Origin of the sequence: Spirosoma utsteinense (genome assembly GCF_014282275.1) — a bacterium.
Lineage (GTDB): Bacteria > Bacteroidota > Bacteroidia > Cytophagales > Spirosomataceae > Spirosoma > Spirosoma utsteinense.
In genome coordinates, this window is sequence record NZ_VFIA01000002.1 from 242,032 (window position 1) to 266,997 (window position 24,966).

The 24,966-nt window shown below is 52.8% G+C and carries 19 protein-coding genes; 9 read left to right on the plus strand and 10 right to left on the minus strand.

The genetic code is table 11. The features are described 5' to 3' along the window. Positions 1–15 precede the first annotated feature (15 nt). Complete coding sequence (locus FH603_RS02275) at positions 16–3,198, minus strand: SusC/RagA family TonB-linked outer membrane protein (RefSeq protein WP_186735635.1); 3,183 nt, start codon at positions 3,196–3,198, stop codon at positions 16–18. A gap of 183 nt (positions 3,199–3,381) precedes the next feature. Then, positions 3,382–4,494, minus strand: a complete 1,113-nt coding sequence (locus tag FH603_RS02280; RefSeq protein WP_186735637.1) for a mevalonate kinase family protein — start codon at positions 4,492–4,494, stop codon at positions 3,382–3,384. A 203-nt stretch (positions 4,495–4,697) separates the two neighbouring features. Here FH603_RS02280 and FH603_RS02285 point away from each other — a divergent pair, with 203 nt between their 5' ends. The 6 genes from FH603_RS02285 (at position 4,698) to FH603_RS02310 (ending at position 9,240) form a co-directional block, all read left to right on the plus strand. After that, positions 4,698–5,735: a LacI family DNA-binding transcriptional regulator gene (locus FH603_RS02285; RefSeq protein WP_244967983.1), complete on the plus strand. Its 1,038-nt coding sequence runs from the start codon at positions 4,698–4,700 to the stop codon at positions 5,733–5,735. 102 nt (positions 5,736–5,837) lie between these two features. Next, complete coding sequence (locus FH603_RS02290; RefSeq protein WP_186735639.1) at positions 5,838–6,536, plus strand: DUF1361 domain-containing protein; 699 nt, start codon at positions 5,838–5,840, stop codon at positions 6,534–6,536. Then, positions 6,520–6,900, plus strand: coding sequence for a diacylglycerol kinase family protein (locus FH603_RS02295; RefSeq protein WP_186735641.1), 381 nt, complete (start codon positions 6,520–6,522; stop codon positions 6,898–6,900). Before FH603_RS02290 ends, FH603_RS02295 begins: the two co-directional genes overlap by 17 nt. 52 nt (positions 6,901–6,952) lie before the next feature. After that, positions 6,953–7,600, plus strand: coding sequence for a hypothetical protein (locus tag FH603_RS02300; RefSeq protein WP_186735643.1), 648 nt, complete (start codon positions 6,953–6,955; stop codon positions 7,598–7,600). Beyond that, positions 7,597–7,893 carry a winged helix-turn-helix domain-containing protein gene (locus FH603_RS02305; protein ID WP_186735645.1) on the plus strand — a complete coding sequence of 99 codons (297 nt, stop codon included), beginning with the start codon at positions 7,597–7,599 and terminating at the stop codon, positions 7,891–7,893. Before FH603_RS02300 ends, FH603_RS02305 begins: the two co-directional genes overlap by 4 nt. A 135-nt stretch (positions 7,894–8,028) precedes the next feature. After that, positions 8,029–9,240: a low temperature requirement protein A gene (locus FH603_RS02310; RefSeq protein ID WP_186735647.1), complete on the plus strand. Its 1,212-nt coding sequence runs from the start codon at positions 8,029–8,031 to the stop codon at positions 9,238–9,240. Positions 9,241–9,317: 77 nt separating this feature from the next. Here the strand turns inward: FH603_RS02310 and FH603_RS02315 are convergent, their stop codons facing one another. Continuing rightward, a complete protein-coding gene (locus FH603_RS02315) occupies positions 9,318–10,028 on the minus strand; it encodes a LolA-like protein (RefSeq protein WP_186735649.1) in 711 nt (236 codons plus the stop codon). A 74-nt stretch (positions 10,029–10,102) separates the two neighbouring features. Further along, positions 10,103–11,401 carry a sodium:proton antiporter NhaD gene (gene nhaD / locus FH603_RS02320; RefSeq protein ID WP_186735651.1) on the minus strand — a complete coding sequence of 433 codons (1,299 nt, stop codon included), beginning with the start codon at positions 11,399–11,401 and terminating at the stop codon, positions 10,103–10,105. A gap of 169 nt (positions 11,402–11,570) precedes the next feature. Here nhaD and FH603_RS02325 point away from each other — a divergent pair, with 169 nt between their 5' ends. Further along, positions 11,571–11,867 (plus strand): hypothetical protein, encoded by a 297-nt coding sequence (locus tag FH603_RS02325; RefSeq protein WP_186735741.1) that lies wholly within the window; start codon positions 11,571–11,573, stop codon positions 11,865–11,867. A 76-nt stretch (positions 11,868–11,943) separates the two neighbouring features. Here the strand turns inward: FH603_RS02325 and FH603_RS02330 are convergent, their stop codons facing one another. From FH603_RS02330 to FH603_RS02350, 5 genes are all read right to left on the minus strand, one after another. Beyond that, on the minus strand, positions 11,944–13,116 hold the full coding sequence (locus tag FH603_RS02330) for a cation:proton antiporter (protein WP_186735653.1): 1,173 nt from the start codon (positions 13,114–13,116) through the stop codon (positions 11,944–11,946). An 87-nt stretch (positions 13,117–13,203) separates the two neighbouring features. After that, positions 13,204–14,679 (minus strand): 1-hydroxycarotenoid 3,4-desaturase CrtD, encoded by a 1,476-nt coding sequence (gene crtD / locus FH603_RS02335; RefSeq protein WP_186735655.1) that lies wholly within the window; start codon positions 14,677–14,679, stop codon positions 13,204–13,206. A gap of 75 nt (positions 14,680–14,754) precedes the next feature. Further along, complete coding sequence (locus tag FH603_RS02340; RefSeq protein WP_186735657.1) at positions 14,755–15,642, minus strand: PE-PGRS family protein; 888 nt, start codon at positions 15,640–15,642, stop codon at positions 14,755–14,757. Positions 15,643–15,730: 88 nt separating this feature from the next. After that, positions 15,731–18,847 (minus strand): PAS domain-containing sensor histidine kinase, encoded by a 3,117-nt coding sequence (locus FH603_RS02345; protein ID WP_186735665.1) that lies wholly within the window; start codon positions 18,845–18,847, stop codon positions 15,731–15,733. Between the two features lie 33 nt (positions 18,848–18,880). Next, positions 18,881–19,288 carry a hypothetical protein gene (locus tag FH603_RS02350; protein WP_186735667.1) on the minus strand — a complete coding sequence of 136 codons (408 nt, stop codon included), beginning with the start codon at positions 19,286–19,288 and terminating at the stop codon, positions 18,881–18,883. Positions 19,289–19,451: 163 nt separating this feature from the next. Here FH603_RS02350 and FH603_RS02355 point away from each other — a divergent pair, with 163 nt between their 5' ends. Further along, entirely contained in the window at positions 19,452–21,935 is a 2,484-nt protein-coding gene (locus FH603_RS02355) for a S9 family peptidase (protein WP_186735669.1), read from the plus strand. 73 nt (positions 21,936–22,008) lie between these two features. Here the strand turns inward: FH603_RS02355 and FH603_RS02360 are convergent, their stop codons facing one another. Further along, a complete protein-coding gene (locus FH603_RS02360) occupies positions 22,009–22,281 on the minus strand; it encodes a hypothetical protein (RefSeq protein WP_186735671.1) in 273 nt (90 codons plus the stop codon). A gap of 224 nt (positions 22,282–22,505) precedes the next feature. Between FH603_RS02360 and FH603_RS02365 the strand changes: the two genes are divergently transcribed. Continuing rightward, positions 22,506–24,926 carry an endonuclease MutS2 gene (locus FH603_RS02365; protein WP_186735673.1) on the plus strand — a complete coding sequence of 807 codons (2,421 nt, stop codon included), beginning with the start codon at positions 22,506–22,508 and terminating at the stop codon, positions 24,924–24,926. The last annotated feature ends 40 nt before the right edge of the window (positions 24,927–24,966 follow it).

A 24,966-nucleotide genomic window follows, 5' to 3' on the forward strand; every position in this document is an offset into this window, starting at 1 on the left:
ATCGATGATTTCAGGTTAAAAAGAAAGTTTCAGATTCAAACCAACGCTCCGGTTCGAGGGTAGCGTACCGTATTCAACCCCCTGAAAGTTACCATTGCCGATGTTCACGTCGGGGTCGAACCACATCTTGCGTTTTCCAATACCGGGAATGTCCAGAATGGAACTACCCCGGTAAATCCAGAACAGGTTACGCGCTACGAACGACAGGCGAGCCGACTTGATGAAAAAGTTGGAAGGCACCGGAATACCGTAACCGATCGACAGCTCCCGAAGCCGGACGTTGGTCGCATCATAGGCGAAGAACTCACCCCAGCCGTAGCGTTTCCCCGACACCGTTTGCCAGAATTGCTCGGCGGTAATAGCCTGCGCATTGGGTCTTCCGGCACCCACCGTCGTTACGCCGTCGGACCCGGCGACGCCAGCCGTGACGGCAGGCAAGATCCAGCCCCCTTCGCGGTTTTTAGCCGTTACTTCTGGAATACCACTGAACGCCAGGTTCATCTCAGTACCCGATACGGCTATGCCGCCCATCCGTCCGTCGACCAGCACACGAAGCGAAAAGCCTTTGAACGTGAAGGTGTTCGTCAAGCCCAGCAGCATTTTTGGGTTGAAATTGCCGATGTACTCCTGTTCTTTGGTAGCCACAGGTAGCCCGGTAGAGACAATCGAAGCCTCCGAAACCGCAGGGCTCGTCGACTGCGAGCCAACCAGGTACTGTCCTGTAGTGGCGTCTTTCTGCCAGCGGTAAGACACGATATCACCGTAAGAACCGCCTTCCTTCACGATAGGTGATGCCGACCGGCCAAATCCGCCCGAAAGGAACGCCGTTTTGATATCGGGCGACAGGCTTACGATCTTATTCCGGTTCAGGCCCATGTTAAGGCCCAGGTCCCAGCTGAAGCGGTCGGTTTTGATGGCCGTTCCATTGATCACTATTTCGAGACCCATGTTGCGGATGTCGCCGGCATTGATGTACTGATCTTTGAAGCCCGATGCGGGTGCCAGTCCTAATTTCAGCAACTGGTTGATCGAATTGGTTTTATAAGCCGTAATCGTGGCACCGATGCGGTTGCTGAAAAAGCGGGCATCGACTCCAACTTCGAGACTTTTCGTGATCTCAGGCTTCAGGTTACCAATAGCCTGCGTACCATCCCGGCTGATAAATCCAGACCCCGCTCCCTGGCCATACGAGTAATTGGTTTGTAACAGATAAGCATCCGCTCCGTTACCCACCTGTGCGTAGGAACCGTTGATCTTCAGGAAGGATAACGGCCCCGACAGTTTGAGCAGATCCGACAGAACGACCGAAGCGCCTATCGATGGATACTGAAATGAGTAGGGCTTTGGCAACGTAGAGGCCCAGTCATTCCGCAGGCTGGCATTCACGAAAATAGCATCCCGCCAGGCCAGCGACACCTGCCCGAACAGTGATTGTGTTTGTATCCGCGTAAAATCATCGGTCAGGCTCTGGTTTGTACCAAAGTTCAGGTTAAACCGGTTCGGCACGTTCAACCCATCGGCCAGAGCATTGGTCGACTGGTAGCGCGTATCCTGAATGATCGCCCCCGCCTGGTAATCGAGCGTGAAGTCCGGTCCCAGTTTGTTTTTTCCCTCGATCAAGAGATCATACCAGCTCTGGGTGTTGACAATATTGTTCCGGGAGAACTTACCCCCCGCCTGATTGGCCCACAGGATTGTTCCCTGCCCGTAGCTCTCCTCGTTCTTGTCGAAGTATTTATCCAGGTTGGCCCGCCCCTGAATACTCAGAAAATCAGTTAGCTGATACTTGGCCAGCACAAACCCGATAACCCGGTCCCGATACTGATTGATGGCGGTCTCGTTTACCATCCAGTACGGATTCTGATAGATAGACGATAGCGTCGACGGCCAGGCCGTTGGGGCTGGCTGACCAAAAGCATTGGGCGAAGCATAGTTTTTAGCATCGCTCAGGCTAACGTTCCGGGGAATCTGGTAAAGGTTGATCACCGGCGCGTTCTCTTCACCCGTCCGGGGCTTGTTCACCACCGACTGGTTTATATACGTCACCTTCGCGTCGGTCGACAGTTTCGAGCTGATCTGGTTCGACAACCGCAGGTTGACCGTGTTCCGGTTCAGATTATTACCGGGTACGGTTCCCTGCAACGAGTTGTTGGTGTACGAGAAATAAGTTTGTGAACGCTCCGATCCACCCGTAATACCGATGGAATTGTTGAGGCTAACGGCTGTCCGGAAGAAATCGCGGATGTTATTCGGCTGGGCAGCGTACGAAGCCGCATTGTCAAGGTAATTTGTGTAGGACTGCCCGGTCATGGCTGCGCCCCAGCTAGACCCGACAGCGGGGTCCAGCTTACCGCCAACACCCTGCCCATACTGATTTTGTACAGCGGGTAGTGAAAATGGTTTGTCCACTGAAACGCCGGCGTTTACGTCTACCGACACCCGACCCGTTTTCCCGCGTTTGGTCGTTATCAGGATGACGCCATTGGCAGCCTGACTGCCATACAGAGCCGCTGCCGAAGCGCCCCGCAGGACCGTTACATTCTCAATATCATCCGGATTGATGTTCGACGCGCCATCCGAATTGGCAACACTGCCAAAATCATTGGTGGCCTGCCCGAAGGTGCTGTTGTTGATAGGAACACCATCGACTACCATCAGCGCGTTGTTCGAGCCCTGGATAGAGCGGTTGCCCCGCAACACAATCCGCGAACCGGTACCCGGCCCACCTGAGCCCTGTGTGATGTAAGCCCCGGCAATTTTTCCCTGTAGCGTATTTAGTACGTTGCCATCCCGAACCTCATTGATCTGAGCCGGCTTGATGGTTTGCGTGGCGTAACTCAGCGCTTTGGCGTCGCGTTTGATACCCAGGGCCGTTACAACAACTTCGCCCAACACCCGGTCATCCGATGCCAGTACTACCGTTAGCCGGGACTGACCCGGCGACACAGTTACGTCTTTCGATACATAGCCTACAGAAGAAACGGTCAATACCGTGTTGGCACCGGATATGGCTAAGCGAAATTCACCGGCCGCATCCGTCGTAGTGCCTCGTGAAGTCCCTTTGATGACCACATTTGCCCCCGAGATGGCCTGATCCTGCTCATCGCGCAGTAGGCCGGTTATCGACTGATCCTGCGCCCACAGGGAGCCTGTTGCCAGCAGCAGAACCACCAGACAGGAGAGTAAGTGTTTAAACATAGTGATTGGTATTTATTTAGGTTAATACTCGAATTAATAAAATTTTATTCTAACCGTACTTCTATTCTCAAAATTTTTAACTATATACTTGTACATATACCATATTTCCTGTGGATGCTGATCCGGGCTTGAGTATTTCCCGCTGGCAAGGAGAATGGTAGATGTAGTTTTAATTATATCGCTTTATAGATGGTGCGTCTCCCTAACAGGATCGACTACGGTACCTTCATCGACCGTGATCACATACGCTTTACCGCCCTCTTTTTCTATAGCTTCAGCCACCGTTTCCGGGTATTTGGGAGCGTAGGCAAACATACAGCCACCCCCTCCCGACCCGTTAATTTTACCCCCCATCGCGCCCGCCTGTAGGGCAGCCGTCAACATCCGGTCTATTTTGGGCGTTGAAATGCGCTTGGCGTCGCGCAGGTTATCCTGATGTTTGTTTAACAAAGACCCCAGATAGGCGTCGTCCATAACAGGCCCACGAAGTAACTCCAGTGCCTCCCGAAGTATATCGCGATCCGATAAATTGCTTTGAAGCAGACTCAATTCATCGGCGGTCAGCAGGTGGCGATAATCAATAGCCGAAGCCAGCGGTGCCGTATACAGGTCGAAGGCAGGGTGATGGGCGCTGATTTTTTTTAATGCATCCAGCATCCCGAATTTTACGTGTTTTAGTATGCCCAACGTGTCTTTTGGCTCACACGAATCGCCCAGAACGAACGTACCGAGCGTTGGACGCAGATGATCAATTCGAATGGCCGGTTCAGATTCCAGATAAATAATATCGCCAACGGCCGTGGCGTAATGGTCCATCATCCCCCCCGGTTCGCCAAACTCAAGGACCTCAGCCCGATGCGCTATGCCCGCTATGGCTTCCCGGGAGAAAGACAGCGGGTTGTCGGCCATCTGGAGGAGTAAACTGACCCAGCTAACGACCAGCGCCGACGAACTCGATGTACCGGCATTGATCGGGATCGTACCCCGAACCGTAACGTCGAACCCGGTCGACAACCGGATGCCTTCATCCCGGCGCAGCACATTAACGGCACTCCTGAAATAATCGCGTTTTGCTACGTAGGTAAGGGGTCCTTTCAGGTCGAATGATTCCGACTTCCCAATATCCGGCAGATGAATATGCACCTGACTGTCAGAACGGGGAACAGCCGTCAAGTGGATACGCCGGGAAATAGCCGCAGCAATGACCGGCAAACCTAAATAATCCTGATGTTCACCAAAAAGACATATTCGACCCGGTGTTGAAACCGACACTACACTATCGCTCCTTGTTGCCATTGATTAGAAATACGTAATTTTCACTAAGGAAATATCTGCCTACCCAAACAAAAGTAACCCTTTACGAACCCTGGCAAAATCGAATTAACGCGAGCAGCGCGTCTTTTTCCTGCGCAACCGATTGTTCACTCATGAACAATCGGTTGCGCAATTTTGAGTAATTTGCCATCCTGCGTTTTCCAGATATACTGGTTTACGAACTGATGTTCTCTACTTGTATGCTCCATCCGGCTACCATGAAGTCCATTGCCCAACAACTGGGCGTTACCGTATCGACGGTTTCGCGGGCGTTACAGGACCATCCCCGCATTGGCCTGCGTACGCGGGAACGGGTGCATGAGTTAGCCGAGCAATGGGGTTACGTGCCCAATTCGACCGCGATCAACCTGAAACGGAAGCGTACGTTCAACATCGGCGTAGTACTGCCGTTCCTGACCGAACAGTTTTTTTCCATGGCTATTTCGGGCATCGAAGATGTGGCCATCGGCGAAGGCTACAGCGTACTGCTGATGCAGTCACGCAACGACTACGAACGGGAGCGGATAGCGATCAGCACCTTCATCAAACATGGCGTAGATGGCATCATTGTATCGCTGGCTTCAGAAACCCATAACAACGACCATTTTTCAACGGTGAACAATCACGGGTTGCCTATCGTCTTTTTCGATCGTGTTGCCCGTAACTTGCCCAACAGCTGCGTCTATGCCGATTTGACCGAAGTAACCACAGAGGCCGTGGACTATCTGTTCAGGCGGGGAATAGACCGGATCGCTCTTCTCAACGGCCCCGGTACGCTTCAGGCCACCGACGAACGGCTGACAGGCTACCTGACCGCGCTGGCCAGTCGGGGTGTCCCGGTAAATCAGGCGTACCTGAAAAATCTCGACCTGTCCAGAGACAATACCATTCGCGCCATGAACGAGTTGCTCGAACTGCCAGAGCCACCCAGGGCCGTTCTGGCTTTTCACGACTACATTGCGCTCGACGCTATGCAGGTTTGCCGGGAGCGGGGTTTAGTCATCAATCAGGATATTTTCTTCGTCAGCTATTCTAATCTCTCCTTCTGCGCCTACCTCGAACAGCCACCCATTGCCTCCATTGAACAGTTCCCTTATGAGATGGGGCGCAAAGCAGCCGAGTTTGTCATTGCAACGATCAGTGACCCAGCCGCGACCGAACGGCAGATCAATGTAATCCGGCCCGCACTGACGATTCGCCCGGAATGGCGCATTGACCAGTAGTAACTCAACCAGCCGGTACCAATCAAAAGATTTATTCATGTTTTACTTGCCAGACCGAAATCCTCCATTTACTTTGCATCACAAAGTACTTTAAATAGCTTTATGCAACGCACACTTTCTCCCTTCGTTCAGGCTCTCGTTGAGCAGCCGGGTCGGGCCAAGCCCGGCAAAGGGCTTGTCGCGCTGGCCGTGTTAACCCTGGCCGGGTTGAGTCTGGTAACGGCGCGGGGGCTGCTGACAGGAAACTGGTGGTTCTTCATTATGTTGACCTGGAACCTGTTTCTGGCCTTCTTTCCGTTGGGGGTGGTGCTGGTCCTGCGGGACCTGCGCATGGCGGGATTTATGAACCGGTGGTTGATGGCGACCGGATTGATGGTATGGCTGGCGTTTTTGCCCAATGCTCCGTATATCATCACAGACCTGTTCCACATCCGAAACCTGGAGGCTCCCCTCTTATGGTTCGATACCATGACACTTTTCCTGTTTGCGCAGACAGGGCTGCTGGCCGGTTTATATTCCACAGTTATCGTCCACCGGATGCTGCGCCCATTGACGGGGGGATGGTTTGCCTGGGTGCTCATGCTGGCGAGTCAGTTGCTGGCGGGGTTTGGCATTTATCTTGGCCGATTTGGCCGGTGGAACAGCTGGAACGTATTAACAAAACCTTTCGCCCTGATCGATGCTTTAACAAACGTATTGCAGGATCACTTAAGCCTGAAACTAACACTGGCTTATGGATTTGTACTGGCCGTGTTGTACGTGGCCTTTTACTGGTACGTCGATTATGATAAACGGGCGTAAAGTCTTGCGGAGCTTTCGGTTTGCCGGGCAGGGCATTATCGATCTGTTTCGCTACGAAAACAATGCAAAAGTTCATCTGCTTATCGCTGGCCTGGTCGTTGCTGCTGGATGCTGGCTGGACCTGAGCCGTGTCGAATGGGCCATTATTCTGACACAGATCGGATTGGTCTGGGCAGCAGAAGCACTAAACACAGCCATCGAAAAACTTTGCGACTTTGTATCGCCGGGCTTGCATCCACAAATAAAAGCGATCAAAGACATGTCGTCCGGTGCGGTGCTCATTCTGGCCATCACGGCCGTTATTTCGGGGACCCTGGTGCTGGGCGGCAAAGCATTGACACTTTGGCCACTGCCCGTTAAATGACAACCCGCAACGTTCTCTCTATACGATTGTATTTCGACTACTACTTTATTCCATGCACGAATCACGCGAACATTTACAAACGCTGACGGAGATCCGCAGCCTGATGGAGCGCTCGGCCAAGTTCTTGTCGCTGAGTGGCCTGTCAGGCGTTTCTGCCGGGCTGATTGCGCTGGCGGGAGCAGCCGTTGTGTATGGCCGGCTACACACGGACTGGTTCCAGCCGCTGAGCTACGATCGGCTCGATTTGTATGACCTGTCAGATCATCAGCGCATTACCCAATTTCTGGTAACGGTAGCCTTGGTCGTGCTAATAGCGGCCCTGCTGGCTGGCACCTACTTTACCGTTCGTAAGGCCCGCCGGCAAAACCATACCGTCTGGAATGCCAGTTCCAAACGACTTGTCTGGGCAATGGCTGTGCCGCTGGCAACCGGGGGCGTGTTTTGCATTGCCATGCTCTACTACAACATGATCTGGCTGGCGTTTCCAGCCACGCTTATCTTTTACGGACTGGCGTTGCTCAACGGAAGTAAGTATACCCTCCGCGACGTCGAATCGCTGGGTTATTGTGAGATCGGGCTGGGCCTGCTATCTCTGTTCTGGCCGGGTTATAACCTGCTGGCCTGGGCCCTTGGCTTCGGCATTCTACACATCGTTTACGGCCTGGCGATGTATTACAAATATGAACGAAATACGGCATGAAGGACCTGCTGGCTCAATTTAATAAAGCATTCGAGAGCAAAGCGCGTCTGAATATCATGTCGGTACTGATGGTTAACGACACCCAGAGTTTCAACGCGCTTAAAGAGCTTCTCGGCCTTACCGACGGTAACCTCGCTACCCATTTACGGGCGCTGGAAGAGTCGGGCTATGTGGCTGTGCAGAAACAGTTCATCGGGCGCAAACCAAATACTACTTATTCAGCCACCGCAAACGGCCGACAAGCGTTTTCCGACCATCTGAACGCCCTGGAAGAGTTTATCCGGAATTTGTAGCGGTCGCTATCCGTTGACCAACGGCTTCCTGATGACTACCCGCCAGGCAGGTCCTGGTGAGCAACTGGAAGAAATGAGATAACCAGCGCATGGTACAGAACGTTATATGGTCCGACAAACGCCCGTTTTCGCTCCATGCCCGACGCATCGCTATCCAAAGTACCCCAACTTCGTTCTACGGAGAAACACAGTGTCCGCCGAACTTCGTGGGCCGAGCTATTCAACGACCTGGTCTTTACCGTCATTGTGGCCCAGTTGGCACAGCGCCTGCTGACATCGCTGAGCGGATGGGCGCTGGCAGGCTTTTTTTTGCTCTATGTACCGGTATGGTGGTTATGGAACGGAGAAACACACTATTCCACCCGCTTCGATTCCGAACGGGACGTTGTCCATCGGTCGCTGGGTAGCCTTCAGCTTCTGGGACTGATCGTGTTGGCCGCTACCATTCCCAAAGCGTTGGAGCAGAATCTACCGTCGATGATCTATGCATTGACTTATTCAGCTGTGCGTATCATATTACTCATCGAGTATGGACGGGCGTGGGTATATGTTTCCGAAGCCAGGCCCTATATCCGTCACCTCTGTATCGGCTTTGGCCTTTCTATACTCGTCTGGATTGGGTCAGCCTTTGTACCGGTGCCCTATCGCTACGGCTTATGGATACTGGCCCTATGTATCGAACTAGGCACGCCGTTGACTTCATCGGGTGGGCGGCTCCACAACGCACTCCCGCCCGACGTGCGCCACCTTCCCGAACGGTACGGGTTGTTTACGCTCATTTTGCTCGGTCAAACGGTCTCCAGTGCAGCGCAGGGACTGATCAAAAGTGGTTTCGAAACCAACACCGTACTGGCTACTATACTGGGGGGCTTTATTATTATTGGCCTCTGGTGGGCTTACTTCGACCGGCTCGATGACGATGCCGTTCGTCAGGTGAGCGCGGGCAAGAGCACGCGACCCTATACCATCTGGCTCTACCTGCACTTGCCGCTCACCGTAGCACTGACTATGGCAGGAGTTGGCTTGACACTGGCTATTGAAGGAGTCGATGCACCCCGGCTGTCGGCACCGGTACAGTGGCTTATGACGGGCTCGGTAGCGGGGTATTTTCTGATCGAAGCGGGTATTAGCCTGACTAGCTTACTGTCGGGGCCACCGCACCCGAGTTTCGTCCGTGGCATAGCCGCCCGGTTTGGACTGGCGCTTGTGTTGATCATTATTCGCCTGACCACATCGCTGGATACCATAACCTTACTGGGCATTACGGCCGGACTAATCCTGGTTCTTATTTTGAGCGACCAGTTAGGACCCGAAGCCCCCGACAGCGCCGAACGTATCAAAATTTGATTCGTGTGCCAGGCGGAACTATCGGCGTTGAAGCAAACGAATTCTTATGCCAACAGTTCCGCTTTTCGTCCCCACGCCTACTGCGCTTTAAAATCTGAATCTTTCAGGCCTTTATTAATTTTCACATTGTCGACAGACATGGTCATTGGACCTCGTGGCGACTGCTGAACAATGGTCATCGGGAATTTTATCCCATTTGTAGCCTTGTAATCCGAGTAAACAGACGTTGTTTTCATTTCGCCCCGTGGCGATTTGGCCGTCACCACGGATTGCACTTTCAGGCCGGTCGTCACATCGAAGTTATCAGTCCATACGCTGGAACCATCGGCGGTGGCATGGCTCAGTTTGTAGGTATCCTTGCCGTCCACTTTCTCGGGGCCAACGAGCGTAGATTTTACCCCATTCTCGGCATAATGCAGTTCAGGAAACAGCGTATTCATCAGCGTCATCTGCTGCGCGGCCGGACCATCGATCGTCTGGCTGCCCTGCATCCCTCCCATCAGCACCTTCTGCCCATCGCCGGTTTGCTTCATCACCTCCATCCCGTTCGCATTGATCAGCATCGAGAATTTGTTGGGCATTTTTTGCTTTCGGGTGATAATAATGGCACCCCGTTCGGTTTCGCTGGACATGTTTGTGGTCATATCCGTAACGGCCATCAGGGCGTCTTTACCGCCGATAGCGGCCACGTATTTATCCAGAATCTCATCGACTGTGGGCGATGGCTGGGCGGTTGCCGAATGCCAGAGCATAGGCATAAACAACAGGAGGGCAAGAACTTTTCGCATCGTTTATCCGGGTTTAGGGTGGTTGCCAAATGTAGCCGATGAATCATGAATCACCAAGCCCACTACGAAGCACACTAATGGCCCGACAAAGCGAATTCGGCTAAATAAACCAGTGCGCCAGCCACATACCCGATAAGTGCCAGCCAGCTGATATTACGCAGATACCAGCCAAAGGCGAGCCGTTCCATACCCATCACGGCCACGCCCGCAGCCGATCCGATCAGCAGCATACTACCGCCTGTCCCGGCGCAGTAGGCCAGAAATTCCCACAGCTTGGCATCGGCAGGGTAAGTTTGTAGGTCATACATGCCCATGGTGGCGGCTACAATTGGCACATTGTCGACTACGGCCGATACGGCACCGATCAATAGTATGATAAGATCCAGATTACCAACCGAACGCGATAGTGACTCGGCCAGCGCCCGCAGAATACCCGTTGACTCCAGCGCGCCCACGGCCAGCAGAATGCCCAGAAAAAACAGAATACTCGGCGCATCGATCCGGCTCAGGGCATAGGCGGCCGTGTACTTCTGCCGTTCGGCTTCGTCCTTGTCGCTATGCAGCACCTCCGATGCGACCCATATACAACCCAATACCAGCATCATACCCATATAAGGCGGCAAATGCGTGAAGGTCTTGAAGATGGGTACAAACACCATCCCACCGAGGCCGATGGCCAGCATGATCCGGCGTTCGCGCCGGGCAGCCGGGGTTACGTAGGGTCGGCTGATGCCCTGCCGGGCACTGGATGTAGCCACCTGGGTATCGGCCTTGTAGCGCATCGTCAGAATTACCAGCGGTACCAACAGAGCCACCAGGCTTGGCAGTATCAACTCACGAATAATATTTATGGTGGTTACCTGACCGCCAATCCAGAGCATGGTCGTTGTTACGTCGCCGATGGGCGACCAGGCACCGCCTGCATTGGCAGATACGATGATCATACCCGCAATGACTCGCCGTTGCTCCGTATTCTTGACCAGCTTTCGCGCCACCGATACCATCACGATCGCCGTAGTCAGGTTATCCAGCAGCGCCGACAGGAAAAACGTAAGCAGGCAGATTACCCACAGCAGTACCCGGGTGTTGCGGCTGGAAATCCGGTCGGTAATCAGCGTAAATCCATCATGCGCGTCGATCAGTTCGACAACGGTCATAGCACCCAACAGGAAGAACAGGATTTCGGCAACGCCCGTCAGGTGCTCGCCCAACTGGTGGCTTACGGCCTCGGGGTCGGCACCAGAGAGCGCATAAACCGCCCAGCATACAATGCCTGTAATGAGGGAGGTAGCGGTCTTGTTGATTTTAATGGCATGCTCGAGCGTGATGAGCAGGTAACCGGCAACGAAGAGAATGAGTAATGAGGTGATCATAAAGTAGGAAACCGAAGTTGTCCGTTTTTTGTCATACAGGCAGCAGCCCCAGGGCAAAGAAACGATAAAAATAAAATAGCCCCACCCGTTTCGACACCATCAACCGGTCAGACTCTTGGCGACAATCAATAAATTTATTATCCAGATTCCTTCCCTCGGCCCTGACGGTATGGCGCTGTTCCCGTTTATTCTGGTGCGGCAACCCAATCCCGGCCTTATCCTGATCAATCACGAACGGATTCACCTGCGGCAACAGGCCGAGCTGGGCATTTTACTATTCTACCTCTGGTATGGCATTGAATACGGCATCCGCTGGTTTCAATACCGCGATCATTATGCCGCCTACCGCCATATCAGTTTTGAGCGTGAAGCCTTCGCCAACGACGATAATCTGACTTACCTCAAAACCCGGCGGTTCTGGGCGTTTTGGAAATATGTGAGGGGAAGGGAGTCGGAGAAGTCGTAAGGGGCTGACGCAAGTTTGTTGCTTTCGCGTCAGCCCCTTACGACTTCTACGACTTCTACGACCCTTACGACCTCTATCACATCTCCTGCCCGCCCCGGCGAACGCCCCCTACCATGACCAGTGATGACAATACCACGACCAATATGGGAATGCCATCACGAAAACCAAGCAGGCGCATATCCTGAGGGATATTGAGATACAGCAGAATAGTAATAAGCCCCCGCGGGGCAATCCAGAGCAGGGGGTTCGATCGTCCCTGAAACGTTACCTGAAGCGTCAGCCAACGCCAGGCAATGATCAGGGCAATGAATAAACCGCTGACGATGAGTGCATCGGTATCGATCAGGGCGCGGGGTACGGTCGAGTACCCCAGAATGAGAAAGAAAAATGTTCGGACGACGAAGCCACCCTCGGCCGTCAGATTTTTGAGCTGATCCAGCTCCTTCTCGAACAGGTCGTTTTTCAGGACCAGACTTAGCCGCCCCCGAACGAATAACTCCGTGTTGTTCAGGAACAGCCCGAAAATCAGGATCAATAATAACGATGACAGGTGGTTGAGTTCGGCAATGGCGTAAACCAGAAACAGAACCGAAATGATAGGCAGGAACTTGATACGGTGATTGATTCGCCCAATCAGGTATAGCAACAGGAAGCAGCAAACCAGCGACACCAGCGCCATCGTCAGCGTGTCACGCGTGAATATCCAGACGGCGCTCCAGATAGAATACTGACTGAGCAGCAGAAAGTTGAATGCCATAACGCCTACAATACCGGCAAAGGCCGACTCATAGACCACAAACTCCCGTTTCATCGACGACAGGTTGGCCACTCCCGGAATAGCCACCGCGCTACTAATGATCGAAAAAGGCAGAGCCGCAATCAGGCAGTGGTAAAAAGAGTCGTTCAGTAATAAGTACAGCGTTCCCGCAATAAGCAGCGTAGCCCCTACAATGGAAGACAGGGAGGCCAGTAACGTTCGACGCAGGAGGCTCAGCTTTTCGGTGTGTAATTCCAGATCGAGCCCATTCTCAAGAACAATAAGAATAAGCCCGAGGGTACCCAGGGTTGGCAGAATTGTATCTACATAAGGGACTTGCACACTGAAATAATCGGTTGCCTGCCGGGTAATCATCCCCAATAATAACAGCAACAGTACCGATGGCGTGTTGAAACGGCTGCTGAACAAATCGAATGCGTACGAAATCAGCACCGACAAACTCAACACAATGATCAAAATCGAGGAATCCATGCGGCAAGTTAAGGAAAAGGGCAGGAAAGGAGGAAAAGCACAAAGTGGGACGGAAAAACTATTCCTTTCCTTCCTCTCTCCTTCTTTTCATCCAATCAACTCTGTCGCAATTTTAGCCGACAGCAGGCAAAGAGGGATACCTCCACCGGGATGCACGCTACCCCCGACGAAATACAGGTTTTTAAACTCATGAGAGAAGTTGGCGTGCCGCATAAAGGCCGCAAACCGATTGTTGGAACTGTTGCCGTACAACGCGCCCTGCGACGATGAGGTACGGACTTCGATACTTCGTGGGTCCAGCACCGACTCCGTCTCAATCAGCGCTCCCACCTCAACACCCAGCGCATGGCTGAGTTTGCGAATAACGTTGGTACGGGCCCGATCGATAACCGCATCCCAGTCCTGACCGGTGTTATTTGGGGCGTTGAGCAGAATAAACCAGTTCTCGCAACCCGCGGGCGCATCGTCCGGCTTATGTTTTGAGGTGATATTGAGGTAGATCGTTGGGTCGTCGGACAGTTGCTGCTGGCCGAACAGGGCATCGAATTCTGCCCGATAGTCCGTGCTGAAGAAGATGTTGTGGAGAGCCAGTTCCGAAAACTCCCGCCGGATACCCCAGTAGAATATCAGACCCGAACTTGACTTTGGCTGCTTCAGAATCCGCTCCGGCTGCCGGGCATTTGGCAGCAGTTTCCGAAACGTGCTGACGACATCCATGTTGGAAACGATCAGGTCGAATGGATGACGGACCTGCCCTATCATCAACCCCATCACCCGTTCCTTTTCCGTTACAATTTCGGTTATACGGCTGTTGTAATGAAACCGCACACCCAGGTTCTCGGCCAACCGCACCAGGCTGTTGGTAATACTGACCATACCCTGTTTCGGAAAAAACGCCCCGATGTTGTATTCCAGGTGCGGAATAATATTGAGCGTTGCTGGTGTCTGGTACGGGTCGGAGCCGTTGTATGTGGCGTATCGGTTAAACAGTTGCACCAGTTTAGGGTGCCGAAACCGGCGTTCGTTGGCGCTGTTCATGGTACTGAATACCCCTAGCTTGGGCAAATTCAGGTAGCCGCGCAGCGCGTCGCGGTTTAACCAGGTAGCCAGCTTATGAAGCGATCGGTGCAGAAATAGCTTCTCGGTCACCTCATATTTCACGGCGCTATCGGCCAGATGCTGATGCAGATGTTCGGCAGGTTCTCCCAGCACGGCTTCCACATCGCGTCCAAATCGGTCCTGATCGGCCCAAGCTGTTAGCCGGGTGCCATCATCCCAGAAATAGCGGCAGGTTTCATCGAGCCGATCGTACTCAAAATAGTCGGATGGATCACGCCCGGCAAGTTGAAAAAGTTCGTCCACCAGATGCGGCATTGTAAACAGCGACGGACCGGCGTCGAACCGATACACCTCACCGGTAGGAGTAGCCTGCGAGAAGGTCGAGAGTTTGCCTCCAGCATAAGCGTTGGCCTCAAACACATCTACCGAATAACCCTTCACAGCCAGCCGAATTGAGGCCGCAATGCCAGCGATGCCAGCCCCAATAACAGCAGCGGTTTTCATAGGAACAGAAGTCTGGCCAGCGAGCGGTAGACAGTTACCTAAACGTCTTTCGCTCCCGGTCGTCAGCCTTTTTCTTTATTTTCTGGCGTAGTAATACAAATTGACCGACGATGCGCTGGCTTTTTCACTAACCGTAAAGTAGCCTCTATTGTCTTTGTCGAAACAGATAGCTTCGCCCTGTGGCTCCAGCCGATACGGCAACTGACGCCTTGTGCCGTTTTGCAGCGCATCGGCAACACTTTGCCCCGCATTACGCTTCCAGTAAAATAGCCCGGAATAGGTGCGGATGACAATTTCAGTACCATCGGGCGATATAGCCGCGCCCGTTACATAGCCGGGCAAACCCTGGCCGAAAGACGGCAGTTCGCCATACTCCTGGGCCACTGTTACTTCGTTGATATTCTGGGGATAAGGCAAGCGGTATAGGTGCACGTTATTCTCCCGCTTGGAGATGACATAAATGTCTTTGGTTGGCGGATCGATGAACATGGCCTCAGCATCCCGGGGACCATCGGGATAGCGGAAATTGATGCGCTCAACCTGGGTAATAGGTGTTTGGAGGTTAGCAGGCTCAGGCAGGCGGTAGATCTGGGAAAACGGATATTGAGCGTTGTTATCCCCGATTTCGCCGATATACAGGTAGTTCGTACCTTCCTGCGGGCCGGGTCCTATGGCCAGTTCTTCCCAATCGCGGTTTTCCACGTTCGGAACGGCAATTTTACCCTTTACCTGCCCATCATATCCCAGCAGCGCCAGTTCGGCCGGGCTGCCACTATCCTGCTGTATCCAGATATTACCGGGCTGACTTCGGCTGTCGGCCATACCGGATGCTTCATCGATCTGACCGGGCGATATAGGTGTTACGGTTGGCTCCGATGAAAACTGGGCAAGGGCTACACCAGGTACTTCGAGTTTACAGGCACTTACGGCCAGCAGACCGATTAAAAGAGCAAAAACACGCATGAAAACTGAGTTGGGTTGATTCAATTACCAAAGTAACGACGAAACCCTGGGAATAAGGTGTAAAATTGAGGGTGAGGTCGGCTTGTGTTCAGGCAGGCAATAAAATCTGGAAGGTAGCCCCCTCGCCGGGCCGGCCAATAGCGTATATGTATCCATTATGATTTTCGACCACTTTTTTAACAACTGCCAGGCCAATTCCCGTACCCTGATAGGAACTCCGGTTATGCAATCGCTGGAACACCTGAAAAATACGCTCCGCCTGATGAGGCTCAAATCCGATACCGTTATCGGTAATTTCAATAAGATGGAACAACCGGTCAGCGTCGCCGGGTTGAACCGACAGATAAGCATCACGGCCTTTGGCTACGGTTGCCATAACCCGAATGATAGGGTTCCACTCCGGCACATTGACATCTTCCCCCATGTAGCGGGGCTTACTGAATTTCAGGGCATTGCTGAGCAGGTTCTGAAATAACTGCCGCAGCTGCCCTGCGTCTCCCAACACGGTAGGCAAGGGCTCTATGGACATGATAGCCCCCTGCTTACTGACAGCGGTTTCCAGATCATCGACAACCTCGGCTACCAACTGGCTCAGATCGACCGATTTAACCGCATCCCGTATGGTCGCAATTCGGGAGTAGGCCAGTACATCTTTAATGAGCAGTTGCATACGGGCGGCTGCCTGTTGCATACGCCGGATCATATCGGTACCCTGCTCACCAATAACGGCGCTATACTGCGTTTCGATAATGTCGCCGAAGGCCTGAATTTTCCGTAAAGGCTCCTGTAGGTCATGACTGGCCACGTAAGCAAACTGCTCCAGATTGGCATTGGAACGCTGTAGATCAATGATCGAGGATTCCAGTTTCTGCTGAAGCTTCTTGAGGGGTGTATAATCCCCGAATGTGACCAGCACTTCATCACCCATTTTAGTCGTCATAATATCGAGCCACACATCGATACCACTGCCGTCATAATGAATATCAAACCGCATCGCTTCGCCGGTGAGGTATGTTTTCCGATAGGCCTCGAACAAACCATTGGTTTTATAATCAGGAAACCAGCGGCTCCCCAACTCACCAATGACGGCTTCAGGTGTCTGCCCTACATAAGCAGCCAGCATCCGGTTGGCCAGCCGAAACCGGAAATCGACCACGTCGCCTGTATGATCCCGAATAGGGCTGAACAGAAATATGCCCGTTTGGGAGGTATCGATAACCGTTTGAAGTTCGGCAGCCGACCGTTCGACAAATTGCGCCGATCGCTTTACAATCGAAATATCGGAGAAGGTAACAACGAAGCCATCGCCTAATTTCTGGGCTGAAATGTCGAGCCAGAAATCCAGACCATCATACTTGTAATAGGTTTCGGTACGGCCCGGCTCGCCGGTCTCGGTCGTGTGAACGTACAGATCGAACGTACCCGCGTCTACATTCCCCGGAAAGAGTGTCAGAAGTTTATTGCCGCGCATGGTTTCCAGCGGCAGATTCAGAATCCGCTCGCAGGCTTCGTTGACCGTTATGAACCGGAAATCTATAATTTTTCCCTGATCATCACGAATGGCTTCGAAGGCAATAATGCCGCTGTTTGAACTATCCAGCACACTATTGAGCAACTCAGCCTGCCGTTTGTTCTCCACGGCCGCCCGTTCAATAGCCTCTTGTGCCTTACGCATCTCGGTCGTATTGCTGAAGGTCAGTACAATCCCGTCGCCCACATCAGCAAACCGTTGCCGCATTGCCGACACCTCAAACCAACCTTCCAGGTTATCGTCCTGGTACCGATTTTCAATACGCTGCGGCTCTCCGGTCGACATGGCACAACAATACAGATCGAAGAAGCCATTCTCCTTATAGCCGGGATAGACGTCGCTCATCGTACGCCCAACGGCCGAGTCTGGATCGATCCCTGTCAGTACATACACCGCCGGGTTACCGCCCCGTATCCGAAAATCGGTAACGAGGCCCGTGACCTGATCCCGTAGCGGTTCGAGCAGCAACACCCCGTTGATGGCTCCGTTAAGCATAGACCGGGTCAGTTCGGCCTGCTGTTTGGTTTCGTCAATCGATGCTTCCAGTGCCTGCTGAAGCCGCTTTCTTTCGCTGATATCGGAATAGGTGATTACCAGCCCGTCGTCCAGTTTTTTGGTAGCTATGTTGAGCCATAACCTAATCCCGTCATGATCATAATACAACTCTGTCGTCTGCGGTTCTTCTGTCTCAACCGTATGTACATACATGGCGAACAGACCGGTTTCGATCGTACCGGGAAACAGGCTCAGAAACTCTTTACCGACTAACTCCTCAACGGTTTTATTCGTAATCCTGGCACCCTGCTCATTGGCGATAACAATTTGAAAGTCGACGATTTTCCCATCTGTATCCCGGATAGCCGTTTGGACGAGAATACCGTTGGAGGATTCCTGCAACACGCCGTTCAGATAATCGGCATGTCGCCTGTTTTGCTCCGCCTGATGCTCTATCTGCTGTTCGTATCGTTTCCGGTCACTGATATCCTTGACCGACAGTACCACACCATCCCCCAGTCGAACAGCGGTTATATCATACCAGTTGCTGAACCCATTTTTAGTATAAAAAACCTCTCGCTGAATCGTTTCACCTGTTTCAACCACCTGGCAGTAGAGATCAAAGCGCCCGGACGTTTTTGCTTCCGGAAAAAGCGACAGGTAAGAAACGTCAAACAAGGCATCTCTTGGATAACCCAACAGTTGAATGACCATTGGGTTAGCATGGGTATATCGAAAATCGACGACCATTCGTTGCTCGTCCCGGACTGCTTCAAGGACATAAATGGCGTCCTGCGAAGCATTCAGGATACCATCCAGCAGCGCCCGCTGCCGCTCTGTTTGCAGGGCCTGTTGCTTCTGTGCGGTGATATCGGATGCTGTCACAACCACCCCATCATTTAGCTTCGTAATGGATGTGTTGTACCAGGACGCTTGCGCGTTTTCGTAAAACTGCTCTACCTGAACCGGTTCGCCCGACTCGATAACCTGACAAAACAGGTTGAACTGCCCCATCGTCCGCGAGTCAGGGTTGACACTCAGCAGTGTTTTGCCAACCGGGTCAACCCCCAGCCGGTTTATTACATCCCGACGAGCCCACTCATTGACCAGCAATACTTTAAAATCCTGGATGTGTCCGGCTTCGTCGCGAATAGCTTCATGAATGAAGGTCGAGTGCAAGGACGTATTGAGAATGCTGCTTAGTAGCTTTTGCTAGCGTTCGCTCAGCAGCGCGGCCTCTTTTTCCGCCGTAACGACCCGGGTAACGTTAAGCACACCATCGCCCGATTTGGCGTGGGTAACTGAAAGCCACTCGTTGATGGTTTGGTTGTAATACTCGAACTCATCCGACTGACCGGTCTCGACTACCGCTTTCAACTGTGTAAACACTCGTTCGGTATAGACCCGGTCGTGCTGGTTATTGTAACGCACCGATGTTCCAACAAGGGACTGGTATTGATCGAGTGCTATTTTGTGGGTGGCTGGATTTGCGTATTCAATTACAAAATCGATCACCTGCCGGTCGGCCCCATCCCGTACCGGCCTGAAATACACGATACCATCGGGCAACGCGTCAAAAAGTTGAGCGAAAGAAAGTTGAGTTAATTGATCGACAAGCATGAGTAAGAGAACACAAGCAGAGAAGGCGTTCGGTTTGAACCGTTGAGCAAGTTACTGATTTCTGAGTTATGCCTTTCCTTGTGTTGAACACTTTTGTCGATAGCTTCTAATCCTGCTGGTTTGAGTGTACTTTTATCCCCTATTCGAACCAGCCACTCAACCCATGACACTCCAGCAACTTACTGCCCGCAGCAGCTTCCTGCTTTCGCTTGTATCGCTGCTTACGGTCTCAGGTCGTGCCCAGAACGCAACGGCCTACCAAACCCCGCCCAAACCCCTTGCCGACCTTGTTACCGCGCCACCTACGCCAGGTGTGAGCGTAACAGGCAAAGGTGATGTAATGCTGATACTGGAGCAGGCTTCTGCGCCCACCATTGCCGAACTGGCTCAGCCTGAGCTTAAACTGGCTGGTTTACGCATGAATCCTGCCAATAACGGTCCCAGCCGCGCCCGGTACATAACGGGGCTGAAACTAAAGCGTATTGGCCGGGGCGGACCTTCCGATGAAATTCCGGTGAGTGGTCTGCCTGCAACCCCTCTGATCAGCCACGTGCAGTGGTCGCCGGATGAGACAAAGGTTGCATTCGCGAACTCGACCGATAGCCGCATCGACCTTTATGTGGCTGATGTGGCTACGGCCACAGCCCGGCAGGTTGGTACACTTGCCCTGAACGCCGTCCTGGGTACGCCTTTCCATTGGGTATCGGACAGTAAAAGCCTGATCGTGAAAGCGATTCCAACCGGTCGTCAGCCAGCTGCCGAGGTGAGCCGCGTACCTACCGGCCCAGCCTCGCAGGAAAACCTGGGCCGTAAGTCGCAAGCCCCTACTTACCAGGACCTGCTCAAAAGCCCGTCCGACGAGCGGCAGTTTACCTACTATGCTACCGCTCAGGTCATGCGCCTGGGGCTCGATGGGCAGGCTACTGCCATTGGCCAGCCGGGGGTTATCACATCGGCCGATCCATCGCCCGATGGAAAATACGTATTGCTACAGACTGTGCATACGCCATTTTCCTATGTCGTACCCGTGTACCGTTTTCCAACAAGAACCGATGTATATGCCATCGCCGGCACATTGACCAGGACGCTGAACGATGGGCCTTTGCAGGATAATGTTCCGTATAGTCCGGATGGTGCGCCCACGGGCCCGCGCGATTTTGCCTGGCGCGCCGACGCCCCCGCTTCGGTCTATTATACGATAGCCCAGGACAACGGCGATCCAAAGGTGAAGGCCGATATTCGGGATAAAGTGTTTATGACCGAAGCCCCTTTTCAGGCAGCGCCGAAAGAAATCTACTCCGCAGCCTATCGATTCGAGGGCTTCGAATGGGGTAATGAAACGGTGGCGCTGGCTACTGAGCAATGGTGGCAGACCCGCAAGACCGTAACCAGGATTTTCAATCCTCGAACGATGCAGGCTACGGTGCTCTTCGACCGTTCTTTCGAAGACCGGTATACCAACCCCGGCCAGCCTGATACCAGACACAATCAGTATGGCCGTGAAGTCCTGAACATCCTGCCAAACAACGAGATTCTAATGCTGAACGCTGTAGGGTCTTCACCGCAGGGCGATCGTCCGTTCGTGAGTCTGCTGAATCTCGGCACCGGGAAAACCCGCGAACTATGGCGGTCGGCAGCGCCCTTCTTCGAGCGACCCATAACGGTGCTGGATGCCAGTAGGCAGGTTATCCTGACCACCCGCGAAACGCCCGACGAAAACCCGAATTACTACGTCCGGAATCTGAAAGCCCGTATTGCGCCTGTTGCTGTCACCAACTTTCCGCACCCATACCCCCAGTTAAAAGGGGTTCAAAAACAACAGCTCCGCTACAAACGCGCCGATGGCGTAGACCTGACAGCTACCTTGTACCTGCCGCCGAATTACAAAAAAGAACAGGGGCCCCTGCCAACCTTTTTGTGGGCCTACCCGGCTGAGTTCAAAAGTAAAGATGCGGCCGGGCAGGTATCAGGGTCACCGTTTCAGTTTAACCGGATCAGCTATTGGGGGGCGGCTGCCTTTGTCACCATGGGTTATGCCATTCTCGATAATGCCAGCATCCCCATCGTGGGCGAAGGTGATAAAGAGCCTAATGATACGTATGTAGAGCAACTGGTAGCCAGCGCCAAAGCGGCTGTCGATGAAGGGGTGCGGCTGGGCGTGGTCGATTCCAGCCGGGTTGGTGTGGGGGGACACTCGTATGGCGCGTTCATGACCGCCAACTTACTAACCCACAGCAAATTGTTCAGGGGCGGTATTGCCCGTAGCGGGGCTTATAACCGAACATTGACACCCTTCGGCTTTCAGAATGAGCAACGGACCTACTGGCAGGCCCCCGAGGTGTATAATAAAATGTCGCCGTTTATGAACGCCGATAAAATGAAGTCACCACTACTGCTCATCCATGGGGAAGCCGACAACAACACGGGCACATTCCCCATCCAGTCAGAACGGTATTACAACGCCCTGAAAGGCTTTGGAGCAACCACGAAACTGGTATTTTTACCCTATGAAAGCCATGGCTATACAGCAAAAGAATCACTGTTGCACATGCTGTGGGAAATGAATGGATGGCTGGATACCTACGTAAAAAATCCGAAAGCGGTTGTGCCGGCCAATCAGGCGGGAAAGCTGGGAAGCGGAAAATAATATAGCCCCTCACGAACCGATAAGCCTCATCTTGTATGACCTCACAGGCCAGCAAGGTTGAGGCTTATTCTGGTTAGGACTCGTTGAGCGATAAATGCCAGAAACGCTGGGCAGGCTGCGCTGTTGTTGCCTGGTCGGTATCGGCAAGTTTGGCTAGCAACTCATTACGCTTACCGTAATAAACAATAGAGTCCGTGGCAACATAGACGATAGACAGTATGTCGGCCGGGCTGCATAGCTGACTCTTCAGCAGGGTCAACGCACAGGTACGAGCCTCTTCCAACGTTTCGGCATAGGTGAAAGTAGGTGCCGATTTGCCGTAATGTGCGATTAGGTACGTGTTCATCGATGCTGTGAACGTTTAAGATATTGGGTACGTGGGAAGGACATTTAATTCGATTCTACCAACAAAAAGATTTCTTTCATTATCTTATCGTTCATAAAACTTACTTATAAGACTCGAAATTTTGTATTGGTCACATCATGATCACTATTTTTTTCAGCGAACCTCCTATTTCTTAAAAACGTTGTACCAGAGGGCGGTAATACAACACGCTTTAATTTCTTTAAATGCTTTACCCTACTACGTTAGAATCCAAATTAGGTTTCGATAAAATTCGTGAACTTATCAAACAGGCCTGTATCAGCCCGCTGGGACAGGATTATGTAGACCGGGTTCGCTTTTCCGATAATCATGCGCTGATCGACAAGCTGCTTCGTCAGACATACGAGTTTAAGCAGATCGTTCAGTATGAAACCGATTTTCCGCAGTCGAACTACATCGATGTTCGGGAGCAACTCAGTCGTGCCCGTGTTGAAGGGCTGGCCCTGACCGAGCAGGAATTTTTCGATCTGAAACTGGCCCTCAGGACTATACAGGACTGCCTGCGCTTTCTGGAAAAACAGGAAGATGAAACGCCATTCCCGTACCTGAAAGAAATGGCGGGTCCGGTGAGCGTCGACAAAAATCTGGTCGCTTCCCTCGACCGTATCATCGACGATCGGGGGCTGGTACGTGACTCAGCTTCCCCTGAATTATCCAGTATTCGCCGACGTATCATCAGCGAACAGGCCAACCTCCGCAAACGGCTCGACACCATCGTTCGGCAGGCCCGCCAGAACGGATGGATACCCGACGACCTTAACCTGACCGTTCGCGGGGGGCGTCTGGTGATCCCCATTGCCGCCGAGCACAAGCGTAAAATCAAAGGGTTTGTCCACGACGAGTCACAAACGGGTCAAACCGTATTTCTGGAACCGGCCGAAGTATTCGATGCCAACAACGAAGTGCGCGAACTCGAATATGCCGAACGGCGCGAGATATACCGTATTCTGCTCGCCCTCACCGACCAGGTCAGGCCCCATCTGGAAGGGTTGAAACGGGCGGTTAACTTCCTGGGCCAGATCGATTTTATCCGGGCTAAAGCGAAGCTCGCCATTCAACTGGATGCCGGGATGCCTATGTTCCACAACCGACCTGTGGTAAACTGGATTAACGCCCGCCACCCCCTGTTACACCTGTCGTTTACCAAGCAGGGCAAGCAGGTTGTACCCTTGAGTATCGAGTTGAACGAACAACAACGCATTCTGATCATCTCCGGGCCGAACGCAGGCGGTAAGTCGGTAGCACTCAAAACGATTGGCCTCATCCAGTATATGCTGCAATGTGGCTTGCTGGTGCCCCTTACCGAGTACTCCGATGTAGGCGTATTTCAGAACCTGTTTATCGATATTGGTGATGAGCAGTCGCTCGAAAACGACCTTAGTACCTATTCGTCACACCTGACGGCCATGAAACAGTTCCTGATTGGCGCGCACAAACGGACGCTGTTTCTAATTGACGAATTTGGAACGGGTACCGAGCCCGGGCTGGGCGGTGCCGTTGCGGAGTCGATTCTGGAAGACCTCAACAAATCGGGCGCATATGGTGTCATCAATACACACTATACCAACCTGAAAGTATTTGCCGACAAAACGCCGGGGCTGATCAATGGGGCCATGCGCTTCGACGGAGAGCATCTGGAGCCGCTTTATCAACTCGAAACCGGCCGGCCGGGCTCATCGTTTGCCTTCGAGATTGCCCAGAAGATTGGATTGCCAAAGGGTGTTATCGATCGGGCCAAAGAGAAGCTGGGGACTCAGCAGGTGAACTTCGAGAAACTCCTTAAAGAGCTGGACATTGAGAAGCGTGTATTCTCGGAGAAGAACCTCGAAATAAGCATTAACCAGCGCAAAGTTGCCCAGCAGCTCGCCGAGTACACGGCACTGAAAACAAAGCTGGACAACGAACAGAAGCAACTTCTCAATGATGCCAAGCAAAAGGCAAAAGCATTGGTGCAGGAAGCCAATCAGCGTATCGAAAGTACCATTCGCGAAATTAAGGAGAGCAAAGCCGAACGGGAGCCAACCAGACAGATTCGCCAGGAACTGGAACGATTCGAACAGAAGGCGCTGAAACCGGAAGTGGTGGCTCCGGTAGAAAAGCCAAAACCAGCCGAACCGGAGTTCGAAACTGACAATGGTGTCATCGGCGTGGGCAGCTATGTCCGGATCATAGGTCAGAACGCGATTGGCGAAGTGCTTTCGCTACGGGGCAAAGATGTTGAACTTCGTATTGGCGACTTGAAAACCAATATCAAGCTGAACCGGCTCGAAAAAGTCAGCAAGCGAACGTTTAAAGAAGCCACCGACGTGCGTGATGACCGGCCCCGCAGTCAGGGAATGGACTTGAATGAGAAGATGCTGAATTTCAGTTTCAACCTCGACATCCGGGGCAAACGGGGCGAAGAAGCCATTGGCGAAGTGGACCGCTTCTTCGACGACGCGCTCATGCTCGGTTACCCGGAGTTACGCATCGTTCACGGCAAAGGCGACGGTATCCTGCGGACGCTCGTCCGCAACCACCTGCGCGGCTACAAACAGGTGGGCAAGATGGAAGACGAACACGCCGACCGGGGTGGCGCGGGTGTTACGATCGTAAAGATGAAGTAGCGACGCAGGAGGTGTCGATCCGATGGCTGGACGTGATCGG

Excerpts from the sequence above, each read along its gene's own strand:
- FH603_RS02275 (WP_186735635.1), bottom strand. The coding sequence starts at position 3,198 with ATGTTTAAACACTTACTCTCCTGTCTGGTGGTTCTGCTGCTGGCAACA.
- FH603_RS02280 (WP_186735637.1), bottom strand. The coding sequence starts at position 4,494 with ATGGCAACAAGGAGCGATAGTGTAGTGTCGGTTTCAACACCGGGTCGA.
- FH603_RS02285 (WP_244967983.1), top strand. The coding sequence starts at position 4,698 with ATGTTCTCTACTTGTATGCTCCATCCGGCTACCATGAAGTCCATTGCC.
- FH603_RS02290 (WP_186735639.1), top strand. The coding sequence starts at position 5,838 with ATGCAACGCACACTTTCTCCCTTCGTTCAGGCTCTCGTTGAGCAGCCG.
- FH603_RS02295 (WP_186735641.1), top strand. The coding sequence starts at position 6,520 with ATGATAAACGGGCGTAAAGTCTTGCGGAGCTTTCGGTTTGCCGGGCAG.
- FH603_RS02300 (WP_186735643.1), top strand. The coding sequence starts at position 6,953 with ATGCACGAATCACGCGAACATTTACAAACGCTGACGGAGATCCGCAGC.
- FH603_RS02305 (WP_186735645.1), top strand. The coding sequence starts at position 7,597 with ATGAAGGACCTGCTGGCTCAATTTAATAAAGCATTCGAGAGCAAAGCG.
- FH603_RS02310 (WP_186735647.1), top strand. The coding sequence starts at position 8,029 with ATGCCCGACGCATCGCTATCCAAAGTACCCCAACTTCGTTCTACGGAG.
- FH603_RS02315 (WP_186735649.1), bottom strand. The coding sequence starts at position 10,028 with ATGCGAAAAGTTCTTGCCCTCCTGTTGTTTATGCCTATGCTCTGGCAT.
- nhaD (WP_186735651.1), bottom strand. The coding sequence starts at position 11,401 with ATGATCACCTCATTACTCATTCTCTTCGTTGCCGGTTACCTGCTCATC.
- FH603_RS02325 (WP_186735741.1), top strand. The coding sequence starts at position 11,571 with ATGGCGCTGTTCCCGTTTATTCTGGTGCGGCAACCCAATCCCGGCCTT.
- FH603_RS02330 (WP_186735653.1), bottom strand. The coding sequence starts at position 13,116 with ATGGATTCCTCGATTTTGATCATTGTGTTGAGTTTGTCGGTGCTGATT.
- crtD (WP_186735655.1), bottom strand. The coding sequence starts at position 14,679 with ATGAAAACCGCTGCTGTTATTGGGGCTGGCATCGCTGGCATTGCGGCC.
- FH603_RS02340 (WP_186735657.1), bottom strand. The coding sequence starts at position 15,642 with ATGCGTGTTTTTGCTCTTTTAATCGGTCTGCTGGCCGTAAGTGCCTGT.
- FH603_RS02350 (WP_186735667.1), bottom strand. The coding sequence starts at position 19,288 with ATGCTTGTCGATCAATTAACTCAACTTTCTTTCGCTCAACTTTTTGAC.
- FH603_RS02355 (WP_186735669.1), top strand. The coding sequence starts at position 19,452 with ATGACACTCCAGCAACTTACTGCCCGCAGCAGCTTCCTGCTTTCGCTT.
- FH603_RS02360 (WP_186735671.1), bottom strand. The coding sequence starts at position 22,281 with ATGAACACGTACCTAATCGCACATTACGGCAAATCGGCACCTACTTTC.
- FH603_RS02365 (WP_186735673.1), top strand. The coding sequence starts at position 22,506 with ATGCTTTACCCTACTACGTTAGAATCCAAATTAGGTTTCGATAAAATT.